Below are 26998 nucleotides of genomic sequence, written 5' to 3'. Positions count from 1 at the left end.
ATGTCTTTCAAGAAGATCCTGTTCGTTCCGCTCCTGGCCGCCATGTGCGCCACGGCCACCGCCCAGACCTACCCGTCGCGCCCGGTCGAGCTGATCGTTCCGTACTCGGCGGGCGGCAGCGTGGACGTCATGGCGCGCGCCTTCGGCCGCGAACTGTCCGAGATCCTGTCGACGCAGATCGTCGTCAACAACCGCGACGGCGCGGGCGGCACCATAGGCGTGGCCGCCGTGGCCTCCGCGCGTCCCGACGGCTACACGGTGCTGTTCTCGCCCTCGTCGCCGCTGACCCAGGCCCCCTTCCTGATGGGCCGCCTGCCCTACCAGCCCGACAGCATCACGCCGATCTGCCAGATCTTCGAGAACCCGTTCGTCATCGCCGTGCGCAAGGACTCGCCCATCCACAGCGTCAAGGAACTGCTGGACCAGGCGCGCCAGCAGCCGGGCAAGCTGTCCTACGGCCACGCCGGTCCCGGATCGGTACCGCACCTGGCCACGGCCAACCTGGCCAAGTCCTCGGGCGTGAACTTCAACGAGATCGCCTTCCGCGGCGATGCCCAGGTCATCCCGCAACTGCTGGGCGGCCACATCGACTTCGGCGCCCTGGGCGTCTCGTCGGTGGTGGGCAAGGACCTGCGCATCCTGGCGGTGTACGGCGACAAGCGCCTGGCCGGCCTGCCCGAGGTACCCGCCATCACGGAGTTCGGCATCAAGCACGCGGTCATCGCCCGCAACGGCCTGTACGTCAGCCGCGGCGTGCCGCAGGCCGCGCGCGACAAGCTCCAGCAAGCCTGCCACGCCGCCACGCAGAAGAGCGAATTCCAGAAGGCGGCCGGCCAGCTCTACCAGCAGGTCAACTACCTGGACAGCGCCACCTTCGCCAGCCGGCTGGCCAGCGACAACGACACCAACCGTGCGCTGATCCAGTCGCTCGGCCTGCTGAACACCGGCAACTGAGCGCGGCCATGTACGAGATCATCGATGCGTCGCTGCACGCCTTCATCGACGTCGAGCCCGACAGCGACTTCCCCATCCAGAACCTGCCCTACGGCATCTTTTCCACGCCGGACGGCGGGCTCCGGGCCGGTACCGCGCTGGGCTCCTGGGTGGTGGACCTGCACGCGCTCGAGCGCGCGGGACTGCTGCCCACGCCCTCGGGACCGGCGCTGTTCGGCCAGGGCAGCCTGAATGCCTTCGCCGCCGCCGGCCGGCCCGTGTGGAACGCGGTCCGGGCACGCCTGGCGGCGCTGCTGTCCGGCACCGACTCGCGCCTGCGCGACGACGCCGGATTGCGCTCCCGCGCGCTGCTGCCCATGCAGGCGTGCACGCTGCACCTGCCGTTCGAGATCGCGTCCTACACCGACTTCTATTCGTCGGAGGACCACGCCACCAACGTGGGCAAGCTGTTCCGGGATCCGGCCAATGCGCTCACTCCCAACTGGAAGCACCTGCCCATCGGCTACAACGGCCGCGCCAGTTCGGTGGTGCTGTCCGGCCACGACGTGAACCGCCCCATGGGGCAACTGCCCGTCGCCGGCGGCGCGCCCGAGTGGGGGCCCTGCAGCCAGTTGGACTTCGAACTGGAAACGGCCTTCTTCGTGGGGCCGGGTACGGCCCTGGGCAGCCGGCTGGATCCCGATGCCGCGATCGCGCGCATTTTCGGGATGGTGCTGATGAACGACTGGAGCGCCCGCGACGTCCAGCGCTGGGAATACGTTCCCCTCGGCCCCTTCCAGGCCAAGGCATTCGCCACGTCGATCTCGCCGTGGGTGGTCACGCTGGACGCCCTGCAGCCCTTCCGGGTGGACGCCCCGCAACAGGATCCGGTGCCGCTGCCCTATCTGCGAGAAACCGATCGCCACGCCTACGACATCGAACTGTCGGTGGAACTCGGCACGCCGGACGGCGCATCCGCGACCATCACCCGCAGCAACTTCCGGCACCTGTACTGGACCATGGCGCAGCAACTCGCGCACCACACCAGCAGCGGCTGCAACCTGCGCACCGGCGACCTGATGGGCTCGGGCACCATCAGCGGGCCGAGCCCCGAGGCGCGAGGCTGCCTGCTGGAGCTGACCGAGAACGGCAGGCAACCGCTGGCCCTTGCGGACGGCAGCACGCGCGGCTTCCTGCAGGACGGCGACGAAGTCGTCATTCGCGGCCATGCCCGCCGAGGCGCGCTGCGCGTGGGTTTCGGCAGCGTACGGGGGCGAGTGCTGCCGGCCATTCCCTGAACGCGCGGGGGGCCGGCAACGGCCCCCCGCGTCTGCGTCAGTCGTCGAACAGCACGAAATACAGCAGGTCCAGGCCGTTCAAGGTGCCGCCCTTGGCCACCGCCGACAGGCGATTGCTCAGGCGGTAGCTGAGCTTGACCACACCGTCGCGGCCCGACAGCGCCTGTTCGAAACTGGCGTAGAGCCGGTCGGACAGGCGCTTGCCCACCACCAGGAACTGGTTGTTCGACAGCGCGTAGGCCGACGAGGTACTGTCCCCCGCCACCGTGCGGTCCGGCAGCAGGCCGCGGCTGCTGCCCACGTTGCCCGACCGCACGCCGATCTCGTCCAGCCCAAGCTGGCGCGAGATCGGTTCGCTGCCCTGCGGCCCCAGCAGCGACGTCGCCGCGCTCAGCAACAACGTGGCATCGGCGCCGCCTCCGCCTTCGTCGGGGCCCCGGCCCAGCAGCAGCCACGAGAGTTTTTCCACGTCGCTCACCTCGGGCGTGGAGACCAGCGCGATGCGGGGGCGGCGCGCCGTGCCGCTGATCCGCACGCCCGCCTCCACGCGCGGGCCGACACGCACCGCCACGACATCCAGCAGGGGATCGTCCAGCGGCCCCTGGAAAGTCAGCACGCCGCGGCGCACCGTCAGCGTCTGGCCATAGGCATCGAAGCGGCCGCCGCGCGTGCGGACCGTGCCGCTGGACGACAAGGCGCCGACCATGCCGACGATGCGCAGGTCGCCGGTGATGCCGGTATCCAGGCCGTAGCCTCGCAGGTAGAAGCGGTCGCCCAGCTTGGCGCCGACGTCGATGGCGATGCCCAGCGTCTTCTTCTGCCGCTCCTCGCCGGTACGGCGCACGTACACGTCGTCCGACAGCTTGGCCGGAGCCTGGGTGCCCATGTCGACCCAGCCGGTGTCGGCTTCGAACAGGCCCGCGATACGCATGCGGTCCGGGATGATGTCCATGTCCACCCGCCCCGAGCCGGCCACGAAGCGATCGGCGCGCTGGATCGCGGGGAAGCGTTCGGCCTTGAGAGTCGCGTGGCCCGAGGCCTGAGACATCCGCCAATCGGCGCTGATTTCCATCCAGCCGCCCTGGCTCTCGTTCTTGATCCACTGCTGCACCCGCGAATCGCGCGGGTTGACCCGGATCACGCTGGGAAAACGCAAGGATTCCAGCACGATGCGGTCATCCTCCAGCGTGGCCTTCAGCGTGCCGTCCAGCAGCCTGAGCCCGTCGTCCAGCCGTACGATCCGGATGCCTTCCCCCTGGAGGCCGCCGGAGGCATGCCATTGGCCGCCCGACTGGGCGACGCGCGCCGAACCGGCCACCTTGCCGCCCACCTCGACGCTGTCGCCGATGAACAGGCTGACCCAGCTCAGGTCCTTCAGGTCCACCTGGGCATCGAGCTGGGCCGGACGGTCACGGTCCAGGCCGATCGCGCCGCCACGGGCGATGACGCCGGCCTCGCCGTCCACCCGCACGCTGCCCACGCGGTCGCCCTCGACCAGGGCTTGCAGGACGATGCGGCTGTGGCCCGCGTTGCCATCCGGCGTCGCCCTGAGGCTGGCATCCAGCGTGCGCAGGCCCAGCGCCATGGGCGGCGTGCCGGGCACCCACAGGTCACCGCTGCGGCGGCGGATGTTCGCCGTCCCTTGCAGCGAACCGGCGAAACGCATGTCCCAGTCGGCATCCAGCACGATGACGCGCTCGCGCGGAATGGGCTTGCCGCCCAGTGCCTCGAGCAGGATCTCCGGCGCCCAGGCCAGTCCCTCGGCGCGGCCGCGCGACTCCCAGCGGCCGCCACCGCCGCGTGCCCCCTCGTTGACCAGCTTGCCGGTCTGCCCGCCCGGCAGGCGCAAGGCGATGCCAGCGGGCCCCACTTCCCATTGCCATTGCGGTGCCGCCGCGGACGGCACGTAACTCAGTTCCACCGGCGCCTCGAGCGACATGCCCAGCGGCGCGCGGGACAGGTCGAACTGCCCTACCTTGCCGCGCCAGCCGGGCGGCGCGCCCCGGCCCGGACCCGCGCCCCAGCCGCCGTCGAAACGGATCGCCAGCGTGGCCGGCGCCGACCGGTCGGCCGGCACGAACTCGGCATCCACCGTCCCTTCATGGCGCGCCATCGTGCCTTGCAGACGCAGGGTGGCCTGGCTCAGGGTGGCCTGCGGCGCGCTGGACACGGCCACGTTGTCGATGCGCAGGTCGATGTCGGCCGGCGCGGCCGCGAACCCGCCCTGCGGACGCTTGCCGTTGACCGGCGATCCGCCCAGGCTCGTGCGCCCCTGCACCTTGCCCACGCGCACGCCGCCGGGCAACTGCAGGTCGCCCGCGTCCAGCGTCATGTCCAGCACCGGCGCATCCAGCGTTTCACCCAGCGAGCCGCGCGCGGACAAGCGGCCGTTCAGCAGCGATGACAAGGTCTGCAGGCGTGGCGCGTCCAGGTCGAAATCCAGCTTGTCGCCCGGACGCCCGAACGCGCCCTTGGCCGTCAGCCGGTTGCTGCCGGCGTTCAGCGCCGCGTCGGCACGCGTGACGCGCATGCCGGCAAAAGCCAGTTCGCCGTGCCCGCCCAGGGGCTGCCCGTTCCAGCGGCTGCCCTCCTCGATGCGCAGTTGTGCCGTCCCGCCCAGTTCGGGCAGCAAGGCCCCTTTCACCTCGGCTCGCGCCGAGACCTGGGCCGGCGGCAGGGCCTCGCTGCGCACCCAGTGGCTGGGGTCGAAACGGTCCAGCCGCAGCTCGGCGGCGAAACGCCGGGGCTCGGCCAATTGCAGTTCGCCCTTGCCGTTCGCGCGCGCCTCGCCGGCGGTCAGCGCGAACTGCGGAATGCGCACGACCTCGTCGCGCACGCCGGCCTCGAGCTTGAGCGCCAGCGGCACCTTGCGCGACCGGTCCGACAGGTCCGCGGTCAGCGACTGGACCACCGCGTCGGCGGAAAACGCCAGCGTGCCCGCCAGCCTGGTCGGCAGCGCCGCGCCGTGCAGCCGCGACGCATCGATGCCGCTGGCCTGCAGCCGGCCCTGCACGCGTCCGGCGTCGCCGGCCGCGGCGTCGCGGCGCCAGTCCATCTGGCCCGACAGGCGCCCGCCCCCCGCGAACTCGATCAGGAGCGAGGCAACGTCCAGCGCGTCGAAGGTCTCGACCGGCGCGCTCAGTTGTCCCGATATCGCGGCCACCGGTACGCCGTCCTTGTCCAGCGGGCGCGGGGTGGAATTGGTCAGCGCGAACGGGCCTTGCAGCAGCGGCGGGCCGCTGCCGTCGGCCACCGCCAGGTCGGCGGTCAGGCCGAGGTTGGCGGACGGCGCGCCGGGCATCCAGGCGGCGGGATCGATGCCGTGCAATTGCAGCTTGAGGCCGCGCAGCGGGAATCCTTCCAGCAGCGCCGCCTGCCCCTCGGCATTCACGTCCACGCCCGCGCCGTCGCCCCTCACGGCGAAGGCCAGGCGTTCCAGCGATCCGGTGGCCGAGGCGCCCAGGTCGAACGCGTGCGCCGCCTGATGGCCGCCGGCATGCAGCGCCAGCTTCACCGGGAACGGCGCATCCGCGCCCACGCTGGCCTCGCCCCGCAGCGTCGCCTCGGCCTGCGGCGCCGCCACGTGCAGGTTGGCCAGCAGCACCCGGTGCTCGGCGCCCGACGACGTCGCGCGCAGGTCGATGCCGTCGAAACTGGCGGGCAGCCGTTCGCCATCCATCTCGATGTCCAGCGTGCCGAGCCCCAGCTTGTCCACGTCGATGGCAAGCGGCAGCCGCAGCGAGGTCAGCGGCGTGGCGGGCTCGTCGGACGGCCGCAGGTTCAGCCTGGCCCGCCGCGCCGACAATTCGGAAACGTGCAGCCGCGCCCCGCGCAGCGCGCGCCAGCGGACATCCAGGCGCAGCCTCTCCAGGTCGGCATCCAACGTCGGCAGCCGCAGCTCCAGCGCATCGATGTCCAGTCCGCCCAGCAGGGACCCGCGCACGCCCTCCAGGCGGACGGATCCGCCCGCCAGTTGCACGCCTGTGCGCACGGCCCAGGCCGCGCCGCTGGCCGAGGACGCGATCCATGCGCCCGCGCCGGCCACCGCGGCCACGCCCAGCGCGAAGACGCCCGCCACGGCCCAGGGCCAGCGGCGGCGACGCGGAGCGGGCTTGGGGGAAGGAGTGACGGGCCCGTTCAAAATGCGATCCCCAGGGAAAAGTGCAGGCGGATGTTCTTGTCGCGCAGCGCGTAGGCCAGGTCCACGCTCAGCGGCCCCGCCGGCGTGCGGACCCGCAGGCCCGCGCCCACGCCGGTCGCCAGCTTCATGTCCGAGAAGCGCGAGGCGACGTTGCCGGTATCGACGAAGATCGCCCCGCCCAGCCGGTCGTCGAAGTAACGCGTGGCCTCCACGCTGGCGACGAACAGCACGGCATCGCCCAGCACCGCGTTGCCCACCTGGCGCCCCAGGCCCAGGTAGCGATACCCGCGCACCGAACGCGCGCCGCCGGTGCGGAACGAGAAATCGTCCGGCACGCGGTTGATGTCCTGCGCCCACAGGCGCCCGACCTCGCCGCGCACCGTGATGACGTCGCGCTTGGTGGGCGACCACCAGAACTGGCCGCGCGCGGTCAGCCGGTTGAAATGATTGCTGGCGTCGAGCGCGGTGCCCGCGCCGGCGCCCAGCGCGAACAGCGTGCCTTCGCGCGGGTCGTACTTGTCGTTGACGTCGCGGCGGATGATCTCGGCGGTGGCCGTGGCCGTGTTGGTGGTGAAGGAGTTGTAGCCGTCGATGTCGGTCATTTCGTGCGCGACCCGCGCGCCGTAGCGGGTCTCGTACTCGACGCGGCTCTGGAAACCGGCGGGATAGGTCTTGGCGCGGATGGCGCCCACCGCCAGCCGCCGCACGTGCAGGCCCTGCACGTCCGAGTCCTGCGCCAGCACGCCGAAGCTGTCGCGGAACCCGTTCTCGTTGGGCGCGAGATGGATGTCGGCATAGCCGAGCTTGCGCAGGCGGTCCAGCCGCAGCCCGGTCTCGAGCTCCACCGGCTGGCCCAGGACCACGTTCTGCCGGTAGATGGTCTCGATGCGCGGTCCCGCCTCGTCGTCCACGCCCAGCGCGACACTCATGCGGCGGGGACGCGATTCGACCACGTCCGCCAGCACCGGCAGCGTCAGGTGGCTGGGCCCCTGGTAGGCCCGCTCGGTGCGTGTCTGGTCCGGCTCCAGCCCCTTGGGCATCAGGGCCGGATCCTCTTCATGGTTGGGCGCGATGCCCTGGCGGTCGATGTCGAGCTTGGCGCCCGAGAAGAACGGCGAAGACTGGAGCGTCTGCTGCCAGTCCACCATGCGGTCGCGGTCGTAGGGCTCGCCCGGGCGGATGCGGACATAGCGCTCGACCGTGCCCTGGGGCACGCGTTTCAGGCCCCGGACCTCGACGCCCGACAGGCGCACCGCAGGGCCGCTGTCGAGCTTGACGTGCAGCGCCGCCCGGGCACGGTCGGCGTCCACGTCCGCCGCCGTATCGACCAGGCGGGCCACCGGGAAATCGCGCTCGGACGCCGCGTCCAGCAGGTTGCGCTTGGCGGTTTCCCATTCGTCGTTGCGGAACGGGCTGCCTTCCTTCAGTTCCCAGTCCTGGCGCAGCTTGGCGACGCGCTCCTCGAACTCCGGACCGGATATGGCGCCCAGGAAAGAGATGTCCACGGTCTCGATGAGGGTGCGCTCGCCCGGGACGATGGTGATGTCCCAGGTGGGACCCGCCACGTCGGTGCCGGCCTCGAGCTGGACCTCGGGCGAGAAATAGCCTTCGGTGGCCAGGGCGTCCAGCGTGGCCTCGCGGGCGCGGCGGCGCAGGCGTATGCCCTCGCCGCCGTCCTGGTCGTCGGCCATGTCCGCCATGCTGTCCACGGCGTGCGTGACGGCTTGCAGGGCGCTGGCAGGCAGCCCGCCCGGATCGATGGTGATCTCGGGCCGCGCCGCGAACGCGGGCTGGGCCAGCAAGGCGCACAGGACGGCGGGCGCGAAAGGCAGGCGCATCACGTCCGCGGAGCAGGCAATACGTTTCCGTTCGCGACTGCGGCGCCAGCCCCGTCGGCGCCCGGGAGAGGATCGATCATGCCGGGTACGGCCGCGCAGGCCCGTTCGACTGACAAACTCATGACGCTTCCGCTGTATTGATTTTCAACCGCAAGCATAGCGGATCATGCGCGTGTTCCGTGATCGCGCGCGGAGTATTGTTTCCATCTGTTTACGGCCGCTCCGGCGCCCGTAAGTAGCATTGCCCATTTGGAATACGGCCATCCTCGGCTAGACTACGGGGTCTTCATAACAGTAGGTGGGGGAAATTCGGTCAAATAAGACCGGTTTCGCTGGCGTTACAAGCGTTTTCCAACCAAAAGGGGAATGCCCGCCTGACCGACCCGCCTGAAAAAATGGAAATTGGCTTACTTCTGATTTTGTTCATCGCCAACGGCATTTTCGCCATGAGCGAGATCGCTGTTGTCACCGCCCGCAAATCCCGCCTGCAACAGCGCGCCGACGAAGGCGACGCCAAGGCCCGCGCCGCGCTCGAACTGGCCGAACACCCCACGCGCTTCCTTTCCACTGTCCAGATCGGCATCACCTCGATCGGCATCCTGACCGGCATCGTGGGCGAGGGCGCCCTGGCCAAGCCGCTGGCCGAGGCCATCCGCGACCACTTCCCGGCACTGGCGGACGCGGCCAGCGCGATCGCGCTGACCCTGGTGGTCATCGTCATCACCCTGATGTCCATCATCATCGGCGAGCTGGTCCCCAAGCGGCTGGGCCAGATGCACGCGGAGACCATCGCGGGCCTGATCGCCGCGCCCATGCGCCTGCTGTCGTGGGTCGCCACGCCCTTCGTCAAGCTGCTGTCGCTGGCCACGGACACGGTGCTCAAGCTCATGGGCGTCAGGGAAAACAACGACCAGCTCGTCACCGAAGAAGAAATCCAGGTACTGATGGCCCAGGGCGCCACGGCGGGCATCTTCGAACAGGCCGAGCAGCAAATGGTGCGCAACGTCTTCCGGCTGGACGAACGGCGCCTGTCCTCGCTCATGGTGCCGCGCTCGGACATCGTCTACCTGGACGTCAACGCACCGCTCGAGGTCTCGCGGGCGAAGATCGAAAGCTCGCACTACTCCCGCTTCCCCGTCGTGCGCGAAGACCTGTCGGACGTGATCGGCTTCGTGCGCGCCAAGGACCTGCTGGCCCAGCTCATGGCCGGCGAGCCGCTCGATCTTGCCAGCCGGCTGAGCCCGGTGCTGTACGTACCCGAAACGTTGACCGGCACCGAGCTCGTCCAGAATTTCCGCGACTCGCACACCCAGACGGCGCTGGTCGTGGATGAATATGGCGACGTACAAGGCCTGGTGACCTTGCGCGACGTGCTCGAAGCCATCGTCGGCGAATTCCATACCTCCACCGCGCCCGAGGAATCCTCGGCCGTGCAGCGCGAGGACGGCTCGTGGCTGCTCGACGGCCTGCTCGACGTGCACGAGATGGAGGATATGCTGGGTTTACAGCATCTACCCGAAGGCGATTCGGGCACTTACCATACGCTGTCCGGCATGCTGATGCTGCTGCTGGGCCGCATCCCGCACACCGGCGAGCAGGTCGACTGGGCGGGCTGGAACTTCGAAGTGGTCGATATGGATGGCAAACGCATCGACAAGGTCATCGCCACCCGCATCGAACCGGTCGAAACCCCGGAAGAACCCTATTGAACCTGGCCGCGGACGTCCCCACCTGCAAGGTGAGCCCGAAAAACCGGGAACTTTTCCAAGCCCGCCGCCGCCCAAACGCTTTCACCGCCCGCTCCGGGCGCTCCCGCCCGACGCACCACCTATGACTGACACCATCGCCAAATTGCTACGCACCGCCTTCGTGGCGGGCATCGCCCTGGTCGGCATGATCATGGCGGCCATCCTCCTCGCCTCGACCGCCGTCGCCCTGGCCATCGTCTATGTCGTGGCCAAGCTGCGCGGCAAGCCGTTCGTCGCCAATACCTACTGGAAGCGCTCCCAGACCCGCTGGGGCTTCGGCGGCGGCAACGCCGAGGGCGCCACCGCGGCGGCGGCCCCCGCCCGCTCCACGAGCGGCTACGCCAACCGCATGAAGCGCAGCGACATCGTCGACGTCGAGGTAAGAGAGCTGTCCTGAAAGGCAAGCCCTCCCCCATGCGGCCTTCGGCCGCTCCCTCGCCAACCTACCGATACAACCCGCGTTTGGCCAGCCACTCGTTGATCAGCGCGGACACTTCCAGGTTGTTCTTGTCCATCATCACCATGTGGGAATTGCCCTTGATACCCACCTTGGGCAGATCGACCTCGTCCACCTGGCCGCCGGCCTCCCTGACGGCCTGGGCGAAGCGCGCGCCCTTGGCGCGGATCGCCGGCCAGCGCGAGTCCTGTTCGATGTAGTCGCCGTACACCATCAGGGCGGGCACCGACTTCAACGCCGCGATCTTTTCCTTGTCCTCGTCGCCAACCTCGGCCGGCTCGACCGCCACCACGGCGCGGATCTTGTCCGGGCGTGCCTGCGCGGCCTGGAAACCGAACTTGCCGGCCTGGCTGTGCACCAGCAGCACGCACGGGCATACCTTGTCCACCAGTTGCAGATAGGCCTTCAGCGTGGGCTCGTCCGTGGTGATCCACCGGGGCACGAACTGCCGTGAAAACTGCCAGATCTGGTCGGCGGGAAACTGGTTCCCGGGCAGCAGCTTGCGCTTCGCCGGATCATCGCTCCACGACCCCGCCCCGCCGATGCGGAAGCGCTCGTAGGCATTGGCCGCGGTGACCAGCACCGGATCGCCCTGCCACACCGGCTTGGCCGTGGCCGGCCATCCCGAACGGCCACGCTCGACCGCGTCCGAGTTGTAGACCGCCCATCCCTTGCGCAGGAAATCGTTCAGCCACCCGGGCCGGCCATCGGGCGTCGTCTCGTACGTCACCCCCGTCAAACCGCCGCCATGCCACATCAAGAGCGGCACCGCGCCCTTGCGGGGCTCGGGGATGAAGTACTGCACGTACATCTGCCCGACCATGTAGGTGCCGTTGGGATCGATCTTCAGCGGCACGCCGTTGGCGGTGAACTTCACCTCCTTCACCGGCTCGCCCGACACCACGAAAGGCTCGCCGCCGATATGGAACGACCCCATGTCGCGCAACACGATAGGCTGCGCCACCGCCGCCACCGCCCAAGCCGCCGACAACACCGCCGCGGCTACTGCAACGCTTCTCTTCATATCTCCTCCTGATAAAGAAAAAGGCGGTGCAAGCACCGCCCTCCACGCCATTCCCGGATGCCCCGCAAGACACACCCAAGGCCAGCCACAATCTCATTCCCCAGGATGCGGTGGATCCGGCTCCGCCGGTCCACCCGCATCGCCCCCTGGGGGGCGCGCGTAAGCGCGTAGGGGGGGACCCTTACTCAGTCGTGATCTTCGCCGCTTCCACCACCTTCTTCCAGCGAGCCACTTCGGACTTCACGAATTCACCCAGCTCCTGCGGCGTGCTGCTCTTCGTGTCGGCGCCCTGCTCCTTGAACTTGGCGATGACTTCGGGGTCATGCAGCGCGGCGTTGAGCTCCTTGTTCAGGCGCTCGACGATGGCGTCGTCGGTGCCGGCCGGCGCGAACAGCGCATACCACTGGGGCACGCTGACGCCCTTGACGCCCAGCTCTTCCAGCGTCGGCACGTCCTTCAGGACGTCGGAACGCTTGTCGCCGGCCAGGGCCAGGGCCTTGATCCGGCCCGAGGCCAGGTGAGGATAGGCGCTGAACAGGCTGGGGAACATGACCTGCGTCGTGCCGGCCAGCGTGTCGGTCATCGCCGGCGCCGAGCCCTTGTACGGCACGTGCAGCATGTTGGCGCCCGTCACCATCTTGAACAGCTCGGCCGTGACGTGCGGCGCGGTGCCGGCGCCCGCCGAGGCGTAGCTCAGGCCCTTGGGATCCTTCTTGGATTTCTCGATCAGGTCCTTGACCGAGGTGATGCCGGAGGACGAGGACACGACCAGCAGCGTGGGGGAGCTGGCCAGCAGGCCGATGGGCTTGAAGTCCTTGACCGGGTCGTAGCGCAGCTTCTGCAGCGCGGGGTTGATGCCGTGCGTGGCGATGTAGCCGAACAGGATGGTGTAGCCATCCGCCGGGGCGCGCGCCACGTACTCGCTGCCGATGGCGCCCTGCGCGCCGGCCTTGTTGACGACCACGACGCTTTGCTTGAGGCTGTCGCCCATCTTCTGGGCGATGACGCGCGCGAACGCGTCGTTGCCGCCGCCGGGAGCGGTGGGAACGACGATGGTGATCGGGCGCTCGGGCCAGGCGGCCTGGACGCTGGCGGCGCCCAGGGACAGGGTGAAGGCAGTGGCAAAGGCGGCGATCGCCGGCACTCGGAACGAGGCTTGCATGAATGAGTCTCCGTGTGATTCTTCGGAACTACCGAAGCGTAAGCGGCTTCCGCCAGGCGCTCGACGATGGCGCCCGGAGGCGGATGACGCGGTCCTAAAAAAAGCGTGCAGGAATGTAAAGCTGCCCTTCCATGATTTTCCGGGCGGTGCGAATCAGGCCTGCACCGCACACTTCGATCGAAGGCGCGGTGCCACGCAATTCGACATCGACCTCGATGCGCCCCGAGGGGTGCGCCACGGCGATGCGATGCATGCCGGCCGCGCGCGGCGCGCCCAGCTCGAACGCCACCGTGCCCGGCGTCACGAAGGCGGTTGCCACACCGATGGCGCCGGTCACCGCATGTGAGCGGTGGCACTTGTGCGGCGTGAAATACCGCGACACCACCGTATCCGCATCCGCCGACGCGCTGACCAGTACGGGCTTGGGAATGACGCTGTCGGTGACGTCGCCCAGGCCCATGCGCCGGCCGGCCTCCAGGCGCAGGGACTCCAGACGTGCCAGCATGGCCGTGTTGGCATCCAGCTCGACCGCCGTCTCGTCGCCCTTCACGCCCAGTTGCGATGCGCGCACGATCATCAGCGGCATGGCCGCATCGATGCAGGTGACGGGCACGCCGTCGATGACGTCCTGGGTGTTGCCCGTGGGAAACACCTTGCCCGTGACCGAGCCCCAGGCATCGAGGAAGTTCAGCCGGATCGGCGCGCCGGTGCCCGGCACGCCGTCGATGCGGGCATCGCCCTCGTATTCGGTCTTGCCGCCCGGCGTCTGCACCACGGCATCGATGGTCGAATTCGTGTTGACATTGTAGATCCGCACGCGGGTCTCGCCGTCGCTGGCGGCGACCATGCCCTGGTCGATCGCGAAGGGCGCGACGCCGGACAGCATGTTGCCGCAGTTGGGGCGGGTGTCCACCAGGGCGCGGTCGACCGACACCTGGGCGAACAGGTAGTCGACGTCGCAACCGGGACGCGTCGAGGGCGAAACGATGGCGACCTTGCTGGTCAGGGTATTGGCCCCGCCCAGCCCGTCGATCTGGAGTTCGTGCGGCGATCCCATCGCGGCCAGCAGCACCTGGTCACGCTTGGCGACGTCCTGCGGCAGCCATTCGGCGCGAAAATAGGGACCGCGGGACGTACCGCCCCGCATCAGTACACAAGGTATGGCTTTTTGCATGACGAAATGATGCACCTGGCTTGTGCATTAGTAAATTGCATTTTTTATATAATTTGATGCATGGCACGCATTAGTTTCGACCTCCAGGAATTGCAGGCTTTCGTCGCGGTGGCTGAACGCTCCAGCTTTCGCGCGGCCGCGGACGACCTGCACCTTTCCCAGCCCGCGCTCAGCCGGCGCATCGAAAAGCTCGAGGCCATTCTTGGTGCGCGCCTGCTGGACCGCACCACCCGGCACGTTTCGCTCACCAATGTGGGGCGCGTGTTCCTCGAACGGTCGCGTGCCGCACTGGACGAGCTGGAAAGCGCCATGCTGGGCGTGAGCGACCTCGCGGCACAACTGAGCGGCCTCGTCACGGTGGCCTGCGTACCATCGGTGGCCTATTACTTCCTGCCCTCGGTGCTGCGCGACTTCACCGCCAAGCACCCGCGCATCCGGGTGCGCGTCATCGACGAAGGCGCCAACACCGTCCTGAACGCGGTCATCTCCGGCCGGGCCGATTTCGGCGTGAACTTCATCGGCACCCAGGAGGCCGAGGTCGATTTCAAGGCCATCTTCAAGGAAAACTTCGTGCTGGCCGCGCGCAAGGACCATCCCCTGGCCCGGCGCAAGTCGGTCACCTGGGAGGACCTGACGCGGGAACGCGTCATGACCGTCGACAAGGGCAGCGGCAACCGCCTGCTGATCGAGGCCGCGCTGGCCAAGAGCGGCAAGCGGTCGCAGACCGCCATCGAGGTCAGCCACATCCTGACCCTGCTGGGCATGGTGGAGGCCGGCCTGGGCGTGGCCGCCGTCCCGCAACTGGCCCTGCCGCTGACCACGCACGCGACCCTGGTCGGGATTCCGCTGTCGCAGCCGCGCGTCAGCCGCACCCTGGGCCTGATCTCCAAACATGGGCGGCCGCTTTCCCCGGCCGCCAACTTGCTCTACGACATGCTGCGCAACGCCGGCCGCGCGGCGCGCGCCTGACGGCGCCCGCCTTCAGGCCGGCGGATCGATCAGGGCCAGCGCCTCGCGTATCTGCCCCGCCTGGCCGGGGCGTACCATGCGCGCCACTTCGCGCCCGCGATCCAGGAACACGAGCGTGGGCCATAGCTTCACCCCGAACGAGCGCCCCAGCGGCCGGCCCTTGCCGTCCTCGATCTTCAGGTGCCGCACCTTGGCGTGTCCCTCGAAGGCGGCCTCGATCAGCGGCTGGGCCGCCAGGCAATGCCCGCACCAGGGCGCGCCGAACTCCAGCACCGTGGGCTCGCCCAGGGCGTCGATCTCGTCCCGGGCGGGTTCCCGGGCCGCATAAACGGTGTTCATGGACATGGATGCCTCCTGTACGCCCAGTATGGCAAAAACGGCGGCCAAGCGGCGCGCGCAAGCGCCGTGCCCGGCCATCGGCCGCCCCAGCGGCTAAAATCCCTTATTCGATACTTTCATCGCCCCCTCGTTTCCGCCCCATGTCGCGCACACTCTTCGTCACCACCGCCCTGCCCTACGCCAACGGATCCTTCCACATCGGCCACATCATGGAATACATCCAGGCCGACATCTGGGTCCGCAACATGCGCATGCAAGGCCATACGGTCCACTTCGTGTGCGCCGACGACGCCCATGGCGCGCCCATCATGCTGAAGGCGGAAAGCGAAGGCATCACGCCGCGCGAACTCGTCGCCCGCATCGCCGCCGAACGCCCCAGGTACCTCCAGGGCTTCCACATCGCATTCGACCACTGGCACTCCACCGACACCGACGAGAACACCGAGCTGTCGCGCCAGATCTATCTGAAACTGCGCGATGCCGGCCTGATCGAGACCCGCACCATCGAGCAGTTCTACGACCCCGTCAAGGGCATGTTCCTGGCCGACCGGTACATCAAGGGCGAATGCCCCAAGTGCGGCGCCAAGGACCAGTACGGCGATTCCTGCGAGGTCTGCGGGGCCGTCTACGCCCCCACCGACCTGCGCAATCCGTATTCCACCCTGACCGGCGCCACGCCCGTCCTCAAGACGTCGGACCACTTCTTCTTCAAGCTGTCCGACCCGCGCTGCTACGCCTTCCTGCAGGAATGGACCGGCAGCGTCAACGGCAACGGCACGCCGCGCCTGCAGCCCGAGGTCTACGCCAAGACCCGCGAATGGCTGGGCGAGGAAGGCAAGCTGGCGGACTGGGACATCTCGCGCGACGCGCCCTACTTCGGCATCGAGATCCCCGATGCGCCGGGCAAGTATTTCTATGTCTGGCTCGACGCGCCGGTGGGCTACCTGGCCTCGCTGAAAGCCTATTGCAAGAAGACCGGCCTGGACTTCGACGCCCTGCTCGATCCGCAGTCCGATACCGAGCAGTACCACTTCATCGGCAAGGACATCGTCTATTTCCACGCCCTGTTCTGGCCCGCGATGCTGCATTTCGCCCAGCGCAAGACGCCCGACGGCCTGCACGTCCACGGCTTCATCACCGTCAGCGGCGAGAAGATGTCCAAGAGCCGCGGCACCGGCATCTCGCCGCTGCGCTACCTCGACCTGGGCATGAACCCCGAGTGGCTGCGCTACTACATCGCCGCCAAGCTCAACGCCCACGTCGAGGACATGGACTTCAACCCCGAGGACTTCGTCGCGCGCGTCAACAGCGACCTGGTCGGCAAGTACGTCAACATCGCCAGCCGCGCCTCGAACTTCCTGATCAAGCATTTCGACGGCCAGCTCTGCTATGAAGGCGGGACGCCCATCGAACTCGAGAACGAGCTCAACGCCGCGGCGACGCTCGTGCGCAACGCATTCGAGGCGCGCGAGTTCGGCAAGGCCATCCGCGAGATCATGGCCACCGCCGACCGCATCAACCAGGCCTTCGACGCGGCCCAGCCCTGGGTGCTGGCCAAGCAGCTGGATGACGCGGACAAGAAGCGCGAACTGCACGAGATCTGCTCGCGCACCATGATCGGCTTCAAGGCGCTGTCGGTCATGCTGGCGCCGGTCCTGCCCGAGCTGACGCGGCGGGTGGCGCACGAGCTGTTCGGCCTGGGGCGCGATTTCGAATGGCGCGACGTGGTCGTGCCGCCGCAGCGCATCGCGCCCTACAAGCACCTTGCGCAGCGGGTCGACCCGAAGCTGCTCGACGCGCTGCTGGAAGCGCCCGCCGCGCCGGCGCCCGCGGCGCCCACGCCCGGCGGCGAAGAGATTGCGCCGGCCATCACCATCGACGACTTCGCCAAGATCGACCTGCGCATCGCCAGGATCGTCAATTGCGAATACGTGGAAGGCTCGGACAAGCTGCTGCGGCTGACGCTGGATGCCGGCGAAGGCCGCACCCGCAACGTATTCTCCGGCATCAAGTCGTCCTACAAGCCGGAAGACCTGGTCGGCAAGCTCACCGTGCTGGTGGCCAACCTCGCGCCGCGCAAGATGAAGTTCGGGGTATCCGAGGGCATGGTGCTGGCCGCGAGCCACGCCGATGAAAAGACGCAGCCCGGCATCTATGTGCTGGAGCCCGTGGCGGGCGCCCAGCCCGGCATGCGCGTACGGTAGGCGGCGCGGCGGGCCGTGCCTTCGCCCGGGGGGCGGCGCCCGCCGGGCCTAGCGCGCCCGGGCTTGCGGCGTCTGCCCGGCCGGCGCGTGGCCGGCCTTGACGCGATTCACCACCATCTTGTCGTTCAGGTTCTTGATGATGGACGAACCGGTGCGCACGCACAGGAACGGGAACAGGCCGTGGATCAGGGCCGCCAGGCCGCCCATCAACATGCGGAACGCGAACCCCCACGACGCGGCGAGATGTTCGAAGTACGTCTCACCCACGGAAGCGGGATGCGAAGTGAACGACCATTTGCTCATGGGAATGTCGGAAAGTAGGGAAACCGGGGAATACTTTATCAATTGAGCCCCGCAAAATTACTGCAAATTTACGTCCAAGCCAGGCCGGAAGATAAAAATCATTCCCCAAATCCGGGAAAATGAAGAAAAATCACCCCGCCACCCCGGACAAACCGCCCCGGACGCCCGCCGGCCGGCGCCACGGCCCGGCGTGCAGTAAACTCCCGGGTGCACAGCAGACGTCCCGACCGACGGCCCACGCGCCGGCGGCACGGCATGCCAGAACAAAGGTTAGTCATGGCCAAGAGTTACGAATCCGACATCACCCGATTCCTGCAGGACCTGAAGCAGCAGCGCCCCAACCTCGAAAGCGAGCAGAAGCAGGGCCGCGCCCGCCTGTGGGACAAGACCATCGATCCGGAACTCGTCGAAGGTTTCAAGGCCGGCACGGTGCCGCAGAAGCCCTATGTCTATCAGACTGAAGACTGATCACCTCCCGCATGGGCTCTTCCCCGCCCCCCAACGACGGGCTGGCAGCATTGGCTGAACCCGCGGTCGACAGCACGCCCGACGTCGTCGACGGCGTTGCCATCGCCCGGCTCTACGGCGAGCCGCTGTTCGCGCTGCCGCAAGACCTGTACATCCCTCCCGATGCGCTCGAGGTCTTCCTCGAGACCTTCGAGGGCCCCCTCGACCTGCTGCTCTACCTGATCCGCAAACAGAACTTCAACGTACTGGACATCCCCATGGCGGAAGTCACGCGCCAGTACCTGTCGTACGTCGACCAGATCCGCAAGCACAACCTGGAACTGGCCGCCGAGTATCTGCTCATGGCGGCGCTGCTGATCGAGATCAAGTCGCGCATGCTGTTGCCCGTGCGCAAGGCCGACACCGACGAGGAAGTCGAGGATCCGCGCGCCGAACTCGTCCGGCGCCTGCTCGAGTACGAACAGATGAAGCTGGCCGCGCAGAAGCTGGACCAGTTGCCGCAGCTGGGACGCGACTTCGTGCGGGCCCAGGTGCTGCTGGAACAGACCACCGTGCGCCGCCTGCCCGACGTCAACGTCGAGGAACTGCGCGACGCGTGGGCCGACATCGTCAAGCGCGCCAAGCTCAATGCGCACCACCACATCTCGCGCGAGGAACTGTCCGTGCGCGATCACATGAGCCAGATCCTGCGCAGATTGCAGAACGTGCGCTACATGGAGTTCACCGAACTCTTCATGGAACGCGTGCAGGACGGCGCCGGCGTGCCGGTGATCGTCGTGCACTTCATCGCCATGCTGGAACTGGCACGCGAGTCGCTGCTCGAGATCACCCAGGCCGAGCCGTACGCGCCGATCTACGTGCGCCTCGCCTTCACTTCCGTCCATACCCACTGAGGCCCCGGCGCGCGGCCCGGCCGCCCGCCTCCCCGGCCTCCAAGCCCACCTTACCGAATCCAACGCCATGAAGGTCGTCCACACCATCGAAGAATTGCGCGATCAACTGCGCGGCCAGCTCCGGGTCTCGTTCGTTCCCACGATGGGCAACCTGCACGAGGGCCATCTGGCCTTGATGAAGACGGCCCGCCAGCACGGCGACCCGGTCGTCGCCAGCATCTTCGTCAATCGCCTGCAATTCGGGCCCAACGAGGACTTCGACCGCTACCCGCGCACGCTGCCCGCCGACATCGAGAAGCTCGAGCGCGACCGCAACGTCTACGTGCTGTTCGCGCCCGACGAGCGCGAGATGTACCCCGAGCCGCAGAACTTCCGCGTCCAGCCGCCCGACGACCTGGGCGGCATCCTGGAAGGCGAGTTCCGCCCCGGCTTCTTCGCCGGCGTATCCACCGTCGTGCTCAAGCTGCTGTCCTGTGTGCAGCCGCGCGTGGCCGTGTTCGGCAAGAAGGACTACCAGCAGCTGATGGTGGTGCGGGCCATGTGCCGGCAGTTCCAGTTGCCGATCGAGATCGTGCCGCAGGAAACGATACGCGCGGACGACGGCCTGGCCCTGTCCTCGCGCAACGGCTACCTGAGCGCGGACCAGCGCGCCGAAGCGCCGCAGCTGTACGCGACGCTGCGCCGCGTGCAGGCCGGCCTGCGCGGAGGCAACCACGACGTCGCCGCGCTCGAGCGCGACGCCGCCGCCACGCTGGGCGGGCGCGGCTGGAAGGTGGACTACATTTCGGTGCGGCGCCAGCGCGACCTGCTGCCGCCCAGCCGCGAAGAGGTCGAAGGCGGCGAGCCGCTGGTGGCGCTGGCCGCGGCCAAGCTCGGCACGACCCGGCTGATCGACAACCTGGAGCTGTAGGCGGGCGCGCCATCCGGCCTCGGTTGCGAGGCTTGCAAGCAATTGATACAGCGCTGCGCGGCCGGGTCCCCGGCTGCGCGCCGTTCGCTACAATTCCCGGCACTGGATGGTTTACGATACGCCCATGATCGAAGATCTCGACCTTCTCGCCAGCCGCATACGCCAGCTCACCGAGCTGACGCAAAGCCTGCGCGACGAAAACGCGGCGCTGGGCAAGAGCCTCGCCCAGCGCGATTCGCACATCCGCGTGCTGCGCGATACGCTGGCCGCCGCGCAGTCGCGGGTCGAGGGCGTATTGGCGCGCCTGCCCGGCGGCGAGGAACCCGCCGAGGAAGTCGAGGGCGAGGCCGATGCGCCGGACAACGCTTCCTCTCCTGGATCAGAAAGCGCCGACCCGGGCGCTCGGAGTCTATATGGAACGTCTTGACGTCACCATCCTCGGCAAGGACTACCCGCTGGCTTGCGAACCTTCCGAAAAGGAAGCGCTGCTGACCGCGGCCACCATGGTCGATCGCGCCATGCAGCGCATCAAGGCCGGAGGCAAGGTCGCGGGCACCGAACGCATCGCGGTGATGGCGGCGCTGCAATTGGCCGCCGAGTTGATGAATGCGAATTCTCCCGACTCACGACTTGCAGTCGGCGACTACAAGCGTAAAATTGAAGACATGCATCGCATGGTCGATGCAGCCCTGGGGGCCCAAGAGAAGTTGTTTTAAGTTTTGATGTTTGTGCGGTACTTTTCTGTGCGGCACAAACGCGTATGATCAGTCTTCCCTGCCGTGCTCGTGTTTGGCCTTATATTTCTTGGACCCATGCTTATGGCATGAGGTTGTGGAAATTGCCCGCGGGCGTGATCGTCTCTCCGTCAGACGAACCCGAAGCGCGGCTGACCGCGACCACCTTGAACCCCGGTTCAAGATGCCGGCCTAGCGACACAGGCGGGGATCCTATCCGACCCGGAGCATATACGTTATGCTCCGGGTTCTTTTTTGCCCCCCCTACGCGCTTACGCGCGCCCCCCAGGGGGCGATGCGGGTGGACCGGCGGAGCCGGATCCACCGCATCCTGGGGTACCAACAGGCTGGCGGGGGGCGGCGTTCGTCAATGCCGACTTGATTGGTTTCGACCAAGCATTGCCGAGGTAGTTTTTTTCGGTGCTAGAACTAGAACGAAGGGTGCGTCTTGGGGAGAAGAGACGCGTCCACCGATTTACCAACTATCGTCAAGACTTCAACATGGATCCATTGTTTATCGTTGCCTTGCTCGTACTCGGGGCCTGCACGGGCTTTGCCGCGGGGCTGCTCGGCATAGGCGGGGGCATGATCATGGTGCCTTTCCTGACCATGCTGTTCACCTGGCAGCGCCTGCCGCCCGAACTGGTGGTGCATGCGGCGATCGCGACGTCGATGGCGTCCATCCTGTTCACGTCGGTTTCCAGCGTGCGCGCGCACCACAAGCGGGGCGCGGTGCGGTGGGACATCGTGGCGCGGTTCGCGCCTGGGCTGGTGATCGGCGGGCTGCTCGCGGGCGGGGCGGTGTTCTCGGCGCTCAAGACCGGATGGCTGGCGCTGGTGTTCGCGCTGTTCGTCGGATACTCGGCCATCCAGATGCTGCTGGACAAGAAGCCCAAGCCGACCCGCCAGATGCCGGGCACGCTGGGCACGTCCGCCGCGGGAACCGGCATCGGTTTCCTGTCCGGACTGGTCGGCGCCGGCGGCGGCTTTGTGTCCGTCCCTTTCATGACCTGGTGCAACGTCCCGTTGCACAACGCCGTCGCCACCTCGGCGGCGCTGGGTTTTCCCATCGCGCTGGCCAATACCGCGGGTTACATCTGGTCAGGCATGCAGCATCCCAGCGGGCAACCCGGCATGCTCGGGTATGTCTATTGGCCGGGGCTGATCGTGTTGATCGTTTCGAGCGTGCTGCTGGCACCGGTGGGTGCCCATACCGCGCACAAGCTGCCGGTGCGTTCGCTCAAGCGCATCTTCGCCTACCTCCTGATGCTGCTGGCGGCCTATATGCTATACAAGGCTGTCACCGCGCTGACGGGGGCCTGACAGGCGCCGCGGTCCGGGTCGCGGTGCGCGTGGTCAGCCCTTCCATCAATCAGAACAAGGACTCACACCATGGCTTACCGCCCCACCCTCGCTCCCACCATGCGCCGCGCCCTGTGCGGCGCGGCACTGGCCGCCTCGGCCGCGATGTCGTCCATCGCCGTCGCCCAGGCCGCGCCGGACACCGCCAAGCCCGATCGGCCGACGCTGTCGCTGTCGGCCGCCGCCACCTCGGAAGTGGCGCAGGACAAGGTGACCATCACGCTCGCCAACGAGATCGAGGGCAACGACCAGGCCAAGCTGTCGCAGCAACTCAACCAGTTGCTCGAGACCACGCTGGCCGAAGCCAAGCGCAACACCGCGGTCACCGCGCGCAGCGGCAACTACAACGTCTGGGCCAACACCGATCGCAACGGGCGCATCACCACCTGGCGCGGACGCGCGGAACTGATCCTGGAATCCAAGGACTTCGGCGCCGCCTCCAAGCTGGCCGGTGAACTGAGCCGCCAGATGGCGGTGTCGAACGTGTCGTTCTCGCTGTCGCGCGAGGCGCGCGAGGCCGAAGAGCAGCGCCTGCTGGCCGAAGCGGCCAAGGCCTTCACCACGCGAGCAACCCAGGCCGCCAAGGCATTCGGCTTCTCCGGCTATGCGGTCAAGCAACTCGACCTGAGCGGCAGCGGCACGGTCACGCCCATGCCGCGCGCCTATGCGATGGCGGCTCCCGCCATGGAAGCCAAGGCGGCCGACCTGCCCCTGGAAGGCGGCAAGTCGTCGGTGTCGGTCTCGGTGCGGGGCACGGTCTACCTGCAATAGGCCGTGCCTGCCGGCCGGCGGCTCAGGCCGTCGCCGGCCGGCGCGCCCAGACGAACAGGGCCAGTCCCACCAGCACCATGGGCAGCGACAGCCACTGCCCCATGCTCAACCCCCCCGCCAGGATGCCCAGGAAGCTGTCCGGCTCCCGGGTGTACTCCACCATGAAGCGGAAGAACCCGTAGCCCATCAGGAACACGCCGCTGACCTGGCCCACCGGCCGGGGCTTGCTGGCGAACAGCCAGACCAGCGCGAACAGGGCCAGGCCTTCCAGGCCGACCTCATACAGTTGCGAAGGATGGCGGGCCACGCCGTCGCCGGCCTGCGGAAACACCATGCCCCAGGGCACCGTCGTGGGCCGGCCCCACAACTCGCCGTTGATGAAATTGCCCAGGCGCCCGGCCGCCAGCCCCAGCGGCACCAGCGTCGCGACGAAATCGCCTACCTGCAGGAAACGGAAACCGCGCCGGCGCGCGAACAGCGCCATGACCAGCAGCACGCCCAGCAAGCCGCCGTGGAATGACATGCCGCCATGCCAGACCGCGAGAATCTCCAGCGGATGCGCCAGGTAGTAGCCCGGCTTGTAGAACAGGACATAGCCCAGGCGCCCGCCCAGCACGACACCCAGCACGCTGTAGAACAGGAGATCGTCCAGATCGCGCGTCGTAAGCGCCGTCTTGCCGTGGCGGATGCGCCAGCGGCCCAGCGTCCAGGCCAGGAGGAACGCGACCAGGTACATGAGGCCATACCAACGCACCGCCAGGGGTCCGATCTCGAACGCGATGGGAGAAAACTGCGGGTGAACCAACATGTTTGCGCGCGCCTTTCAAGGAAAGGCCGGACGTCTGCCCGGCCACGATGTCTGTCGAACAGTGGCGATCATAACGCCCCTTGTCCCGAGGCCCTGTGACAGATCGACGCAGGCGGCATCCGAGCCGGTGTACACCCGCTTCGCTTGTATATACTCTGCCCCGTCGAGAAATACGCGCATCGCGCAGCATCCAACGGAGAATCTTCATGTCCATTCGTTCCCTCAGCCTGGGCGCACTGGTGGCCTTGGCCGCCCTGCACACGACCGCCGGAGCGCAGACCACCGGACTCGATCTCGCCAAGGCCAAGAACTGCATGGCCTGTCACAGCGTCGACGCCAAGCTCGTCGGCCCCTCCTATCAAAGCGTGGCGCAACGCTATGCCACGGACTCCGAAGCGGCCGACAAGCTGGTCGCCTCCATCCGCAAGGGCAGCTTCCGCAAGTGGGGCGCCATTCCCATGCCCGCGCAGAACGCCGTCAATGACGACGAGGCGCGCAAGCTGGCTCAGTGGATCCTGACGCTGAAGAACTGACGCCCCCCCGGACTGGCGCGCGTCAGTCCAGCTTCAATCCCAACTCGCGCACCAGCCCGGCATAGCGCCGTGTGTCCGAGGCCGAGACCGCGGTCATGGCCTCGAGCCCCTGGGTCCTGGCCGCCAGGCCGATGGCGGCCAGCTTGTCGTGCACCGTGTTCGCCGAGCTGTTCCGGCGACCCCGCGCCGCGTCCTGAACGCCGGGACCGGCATCCATGGCGCCCGGTCGGCCCGCCGGGAACGCATACACTATCGTCATGGGCGCCCCTGGCGCCGGCTCTCTCGAAGAGGACGATCATGCCCGCACAAGTCGACAAAGCCGTGTTCGGCGGTGGCTGCTTCTGGTGTATCGAAGCGGTGTTCCAGCAGATCGAGGGCGTGCTGCGCGCCGATTCCGGCTATGCCGGGGGGCACGTGGACAACCCCACGTACGAGCAGGTCTGCGACGGCGATACCGGCCACATCGAGGTGGTCACCGTCACCTACGATCCGGCTGCCATCACCTATCACGAACTGCTGGAAATCTTCTTCGCCTCGCACGACCCGACCACCGTGGACCGCCAGGGCAACGACGTCGGACCGCAGTATCGCTCGGCCATCTTCTGGCAGACCCCGGCGCAGGAAGCGGCGGCGCGCGAGGTGATCGCCGACCTCGAGGCGCGGCAGGTATTCGGCTCGCCCATCGTGACCCGGCTGCTGCCCCCGGCCACGGTCTGGCCGGCGGAGGACTATCACCGCGACTACTTCCTGCGCAATCCCGGCCAGGGCTATTGCGCCTTCGTGGTGGCGCCCAAGGTGGCCAAGATGCGCAAGAATTTCGCCCACAAGCTCAAGCAATCCTGAAGGAACCCCTCATGAACCGACGCCGGGCCTTGCTCGCCGGCGGCGCCATGGTCGCGGCGGCCTGCCTGTCCGCGCCGGCCGCCGCGCAGGACGCCGCCTATCCCACGCGCCCCATCCGCTTCGTGGTCCCGTATCCGCCCGGCGGCCCGCTGGACATCATGGCCCGCGCGCTGGCGGAAAAGATCCGCCCCACGCTGGGCCAGCCCGTGGTCGTCGAGAACAGGCCGGGCGCCGGCGGCAACATCGGCGCCGATCTCGTCGCCAAGTCGGCGCCCGACGGCTACACGCTGGTGATGGGGGCGGTCGCCACGCATGCGATCAACCCGGCGCTCTTCCCCTCGATTCCCTACGATCCGGTCAAGGACTTCGCCCCCATCGTGCTCGTGGCCTCGGTGCCCAACGTGCTGGTGATGAACCCCGCCACGGCCGCCAGGCTGGGCATCCAGACCGTGCAGGACCTGATCGGCTACGCCCGGCGCAACCCGGGCAGGCTCAACATGGGCTCGGGCGGCAACGGCAGCGCGGGGCACCTGGCGGGGGAATTGCTGAAGACCCGTGCCGGCGTATTCGCCGCGCACATCCCCTATGCCGGCGCCACGCCGGCGCAGGTGGCGCTGATGAGCGGGCAGACGGACTTCATGTTCGACAATCTCGCCGCCGCCTCGCCGCTCATCGCCGCCGGCAAGCTCAAGGCCCTGGCGGTCACCACGGCGGCCCGGTCGCGCCTGCTGCCCGAGGTGCCGACCATGATGCAGGCCGGCGTGCCGGACTTCGATCTGGGAACGTGGTTCGGGATCTTCGCGCCGGCGCACACACCGGAGGCCGTGGTGCAAAAACTCCATAATGAATATGCGCGGGCGCTCGGCAGCGCCGACATGCGCCGGCGCCTGGCCGACATGGGCTCGGACGCCGAACCCGGCACCCCGGCGTCGCTGGCCGCGCTGGTGCAGTCCGACCTGCGCAAGTACGCCGAGATCGTCAGGATCTCGGGCGCCAAGCTGAACTGAGCAGGGGGCCGGATGCAGGTCCGGCCCCTCTGCTCAATCAGCGCGGTGGTCCCAGCGGTCGGTTCCGCCCTCGGCCACCCGCAGCCCCTGCATCTCGGCCACCACGGCCATCCTGTCCGTGTGCATGCGCCAGACCAGCTCGACGGCGTTGCGCACGCCCAGCTTGGCCAGCACCCGCGCGCGGTGGACCTCGACCGTCCGGATGGATATGCCCAGCCGGTCGGCGATCACCTTGTTGGCACGTCCCTCGACCAGCAGGTCCATGACTTCGCGTTCCCGCGGCGTCAGAGACTTGCCGCGTTCCTGGCCATCGTCCCACCCGTGCATCGCCTTCATCGTGCTTCCCCTTCATTGGATAACCTTGCCGTGGGAAGGGCTTCGCGCCCCCCAGGGGAAGTCTGCACGACACGTCGGATGCGAAAAAGCTGTCAAGGCTGACAGGAGTCTGAACATCCTATGGATCAATTTGGCACAAAGTTGTGCCGATCCATCATTTTTCGGGAAAACCCCGACTCATTGCGAGCAATTTCGTTATTCACGCCAGCTTCGCGTGAGCTAACATGCCGGCCTTGCAAGTGAAGTCAGATAGGAGCCCACTTCCAATGCGCATTCAGTCAAAACAAAATTTCTGGTCCGGGGTGATGTTCGTCTTCCTCGGGCTATTTTTTGCCGGGTTCGCCGTTGATTACCAGATGGGCACGGCAGCCAAGATGGGGCCGGGCTACTTCCCGTTCTGGCTGGGCGTGATCCTGGCGATCCTCGGTGCGATCATCGGCATCTCCGGCCTGTCGCCCAAGGCCGAGCCCACGGAAATCCCGAAACTCAATCTCAAGACCACGGGCATCATCCTGGGCAACGTGGTCCTGTTCGGCATCCTGCTCCGTCCGCTGGGCGTGTACGTGTCGGCGTTCCTGCTCGTGCTGCTGTCCAGCATGGCCAGCCACGAATTCAAGTGGAAGGTCGCGATCATCAACGGCATCGGCCTGGTGGTCGCCGTCCACCTCATCTTCATTGTGGGCCTGGGTCTGATCTTCCCGCTGTGGCCTTCGTTTCTCGGTTTGAACTAAGGAAAGCCATCC

26 protein-coding genes, 1 other RNA gene and 1 pseudogene are annotated in these 26998 nt (G+C 67.7%); 18 read left to right on the top strand and 10 right to left on the bottom strand.

Going from position 1 to position 26998, the window contains the following annotated elements; translation table 11 throughout:
* Both R4823_RS05245 and fahA read left to right on the top strand, forming a co-directional pair.
* Positions 1–954: a tripartite tricarboxylate transporter substrate binding protein gene (locus R4823_RS05245; RefSeq protein WP_087837223.1), complete on the top strand. Its 954-nt coding sequence runs from the start codon at positions 1–3 to the stop codon at positions 952–954.
* Between the two features lie 8 nt (positions 955–962).
* The gene (gene fahA, locus R4823_RS05240; protein ID WP_338617777.1) at positions 963–2231 is read left to right on the top strand and encodes a fumarylacetoacetase; all 1269 of its coding nucleotides are present in this window, start codon (positions 963–965) and stop codon (positions 2229–2231) included.
* A 37-nt stretch (positions 2232–2268) separates the two neighbouring features.
* Here fahA and R4823_RS05235 read toward each other — a convergent pair whose 3' ends face one another.
* Positions 2269–6372, bottom strand: a complete 4104-nt coding sequence (locus tag R4823_RS05235) for a translocation/assembly module TamB domain-containing protein (RefSeq protein WP_338617775.1) — start codon at positions 6370–6372, stop codon at positions 2269–2271.
* Positions 6369–8210, bottom strand: coding sequence for a BamA/TamA family outer membrane protein (locus R4823_RS05230; protein WP_338617774.1), 1842 nt, complete (start codon positions 8208–8210; stop codon positions 6369–6371). The genes R4823_RS05235 and R4823_RS05230 overlap by 4 nt, the downstream gene beginning before the upstream one ends.
* 395 nt (positions 8211–8605) lie before the next feature.
* On the opposite strand from R4823_RS05230, the gene R4823_RS05225 reads away from it, so the two are divergent.
* Entirely contained in the window at positions 8606–9919 is a 1314-nt protein-coding gene (locus tag R4823_RS05225) for a hemolysin family protein (protein ID WP_087837227.1), read from the top strand.
* A 121-nt stretch (positions 9920–10040) separates the two neighbouring features.
* Entirely contained in the window at positions 10041–10355 is a 315-nt protein-coding gene (locus R4823_RS05220) for a hypothetical protein (RefSeq protein WP_087837228.1), read from the top strand.
* Positions 10356–10401: 46 nt separating this feature from the next.
* Here the strand turns inward: R4823_RS05220 and R4823_RS05215 are convergent, their stop codons facing one another.
* The 3 genes from R4823_RS05215 to R4823_RS05205 all read right to left on the bottom strand — a co-directional run bounded on the left by R4823_RS05215 (position 10402) and on the right by R4823_RS05205 (position 13775).
* Positions 10402–11439, bottom strand: coding sequence for an esterase (locus R4823_RS05215; RefSeq protein ID WP_087837229.1), 1038 nt, complete (start codon positions 11437–11439; stop codon positions 10402–10404).
* 181 nt (positions 11440–11620) lie between these two features.
* A complete protein-coding gene (locus tag R4823_RS05210; RefSeq protein WP_087837230.1) occupies positions 11621–12601 on the bottom strand; it encodes a tripartite tricarboxylate transporter substrate binding protein in 981 nt (326 codons plus the stop codon).
* Positions 12602–12695: 94 nt separating this feature from the next.
* A complete protein-coding gene (locus R4823_RS05205; RefSeq protein WP_338617770.1) occupies positions 12696–13775 on the bottom strand; it encodes a 4-oxalomesaconate tautomerase in 1080 nt (359 codons plus the stop codon).
* Positions 13776–13835: 60 nt separating this feature from the next.
* On the opposite strand from R4823_RS05205, the gene R4823_RS05200 reads away from it, so the two are divergent.
* Complete coding sequence (locus R4823_RS05200; RefSeq protein WP_087837231.1) at positions 13836–14744, top strand: LysR family transcriptional regulator; 909 nt, start codon at positions 13836–13838, stop codon at positions 14742–14744.
* Between the two features lie 12 nt (positions 14745–14756).
* Here the strand turns inward: R4823_RS05200 and R4823_RS05195 are convergent, their stop codons facing one another.
* Positions 14757–15089: a thioredoxin family protein gene (locus R4823_RS05195; RefSeq protein WP_338617767.1), complete on the bottom strand. Its 333-nt coding sequence runs from the start codon at positions 15087–15089 to the stop codon at positions 14757–14759.
* Between the two features lie 134 nt (positions 15090–15223).
* Here R4823_RS05195 and metG point away from each other — a divergent pair, with 134 nt between their 5' ends.
* A complete protein-coding gene (gene metG, locus R4823_RS05190) occupies positions 15224–17287 on the top strand; it encodes a methionine--tRNA ligase (protein WP_338617766.1) in 2064 nt (687 codons plus the stop codon).
* A 48-nt stretch (positions 17288–17335) separates the two neighbouring features.
* Here the strand turns inward: metG and R4823_RS05185 are convergent, their stop codons facing one another.
* A complete protein-coding gene (locus R4823_RS05185) occupies positions 17336–17590 on the bottom strand; it encodes a DUF6356 family protein (RefSeq protein ID WP_087837234.1) in 255 nt (84 codons plus the stop codon).
* Positions 17591–17866: 276 nt separating this feature from the next.
* Between R4823_RS05185 and R4823_RS05180 the strand changes: the two genes are divergently transcribed.
* The 8 genes from R4823_RS05180 (at position 17867) to R4823_RS05145 (ending at position 22728) form a co-directional block, all read left to right on the top strand.
* Positions 17867–18058, top strand: coding sequence for a DUF3460 family protein (locus R4823_RS05180; RefSeq protein ID WP_087837235.1), 192 nt, complete (start codon positions 17867–17869; stop codon positions 18056–18058).
* A gap of 11 nt (positions 18059–18069) precedes the next feature.
* A complete protein-coding gene (locus R4823_RS05175) occupies positions 18070–18951 on the top strand; it encodes a ScpA family protein (protein ID WP_087837236.1) in 882 nt (293 codons plus the stop codon).
* A gap of 67 nt (positions 18952–19018) precedes the next feature.
* Positions 19019–19861, top strand: a complete 843-nt coding sequence (panC, locus tag R4823_RS05170; protein ID WP_338617765.1) for a pantoate--beta-alanine ligase — start codon at positions 19019–19021, stop codon at positions 19859–19861.
* 124 nt (positions 19862–19985) lie between these two features.
* Positions 19986–20288 (top strand): hypothetical protein, encoded by a 303-nt coding sequence (locus R4823_RS05165; RefSeq protein WP_087837238.1) that lies wholly within the window; start codon positions 19986–19988, stop codon positions 20286–20288.
* A complete protein-coding gene (locus R4823_RS05160) occupies positions 20275–20577 on the top strand; it encodes a cell division protein ZapA (protein ID WP_087837239.1) in 303 nt (100 codons plus the stop codon). The genes R4823_RS05165 and R4823_RS05160 overlap by 14 nt, the downstream gene beginning before the upstream one ends.
* A 52-nt stretch (positions 20578–20629) precedes the next feature.
* A non-coding RNA gene (ssrS, locus tag R4823_RS05155) (6S RNA) lies at positions 20630–20810 on the top strand.
* A gap of 286 nt (positions 20811–21096) precedes the next feature.
* Positions 21097–21918, top strand: a complete 822-nt coding sequence (locus R4823_RS05150; RefSeq protein ID WP_087837240.1) for a sulfite exporter TauE/SafE family protein — start codon at positions 21097–21099, stop codon at positions 21916–21918.
* A gap of 69 nt (positions 21919–21987) precedes the next feature.
* A complete protein-coding gene (locus R4823_RS05145; RefSeq protein WP_243724367.1) occupies positions 21988–22728 on the top strand; it encodes an SIMPL domain-containing protein in 741 nt (246 codons plus the stop codon).
* Positions 22729–22750: 22 nt separating this feature from the next.
* Here R4823_RS05145 and lgt read toward each other — a convergent pair whose 3' ends face one another.
* A complete protein-coding gene (lgt, locus tag R4823_RS05140) occupies positions 22751–23536 on the bottom strand; it encodes a prolipoprotein diacylglyceryl transferase (RefSeq protein WP_087837241.1) in 786 nt (261 codons plus the stop codon).
* 206 nt (positions 23537–23742) lie between these two features.
* Here lgt and R4823_RS05135 point away from each other — a divergent pair, with 206 nt between their 5' ends.
* On the top strand, positions 23743–24069 hold the full coding sequence (locus R4823_RS05135; RefSeq protein WP_087837242.1) for a c-type cytochrome: 327 nt from the start codon (positions 23743–23745) through the stop codon (positions 24067–24069).
* 22 nt (positions 24070–24091) lie between these two features.
* Here R4823_RS05135 and R4823_RS05130 read toward each other — a convergent pair whose 3' ends face one another.
* Positions 24092–24328: a hypothetical protein gene (locus R4823_RS05130; RefSeq protein ID WP_140416829.1), complete on the bottom strand. Its 237-nt coding sequence runs from the start codon at positions 24326–24328 to the stop codon at positions 24092–24094.
* A gap of 38 nt (positions 24329–24366) precedes the next feature.
* On the opposite strand from R4823_RS05130, the gene msrA reads away from it, so the two are divergent.
* Positions 24367–24912, top strand: a complete 546-nt coding sequence (msrA, locus tag R4823_RS05125; protein WP_087837244.1) for a peptide-methionine (S)-S-oxide reductase MsrA — start codon at positions 24367–24369, stop codon at positions 24910–24912.
* 11 nt (positions 24913–24923) lie between these two features.
* Positions 24924–25919: a tripartite tricarboxylate transporter substrate binding protein gene (locus R4823_RS05120; protein WP_338617764.1), complete on the top strand. Its 996-nt coding sequence runs from the start codon at positions 24924–24926 to the stop codon at positions 25917–25919.
* Between the two features lie 135 nt (positions 25920–26054).
* On the opposite strand, the pseudogene R4823_RS05115 reads toward R4823_RS05120, so the two are convergent.
* Positions 26055–26207 (bottom strand): annotated as a pseudogene (locus R4823_RS05115) (helix-turn-helix transcriptional regulator); the annotation flags it as partial.
* Positions 26208–26521: 314 nt separating this feature from the next.
* Here R4823_RS05115 and R4823_RS05110 point away from each other — a divergent pair.
* Positions 26522–26986 (top strand): tripartite tricarboxylate transporter TctB family protein, encoded by a 465-nt coding sequence (locus R4823_RS05110; protein ID WP_087837247.1) that lies wholly within the window; start codon positions 26522–26524, stop codon positions 26984–26986.
* Positions 26987–26998: the final 12 nt, after the last annotated feature.

It is taken from the genome of Pigmentiphaga sp. CHJ604, assembly GCF_036972535.1.
In the GTDB taxonomy this organism is placed as follows: Bacteria; Pseudomonadota; Gammaproteobacteria; order Burkholderiales; family Burkholderiaceae_B; genus Pigmentiphaga; species Pigmentiphaga daeguensis.
The sequence above is the reverse complement of the archived record's forward strand: the minus strand, read 5'-3'. Positions and strand labels throughout refer to the sequence as shown.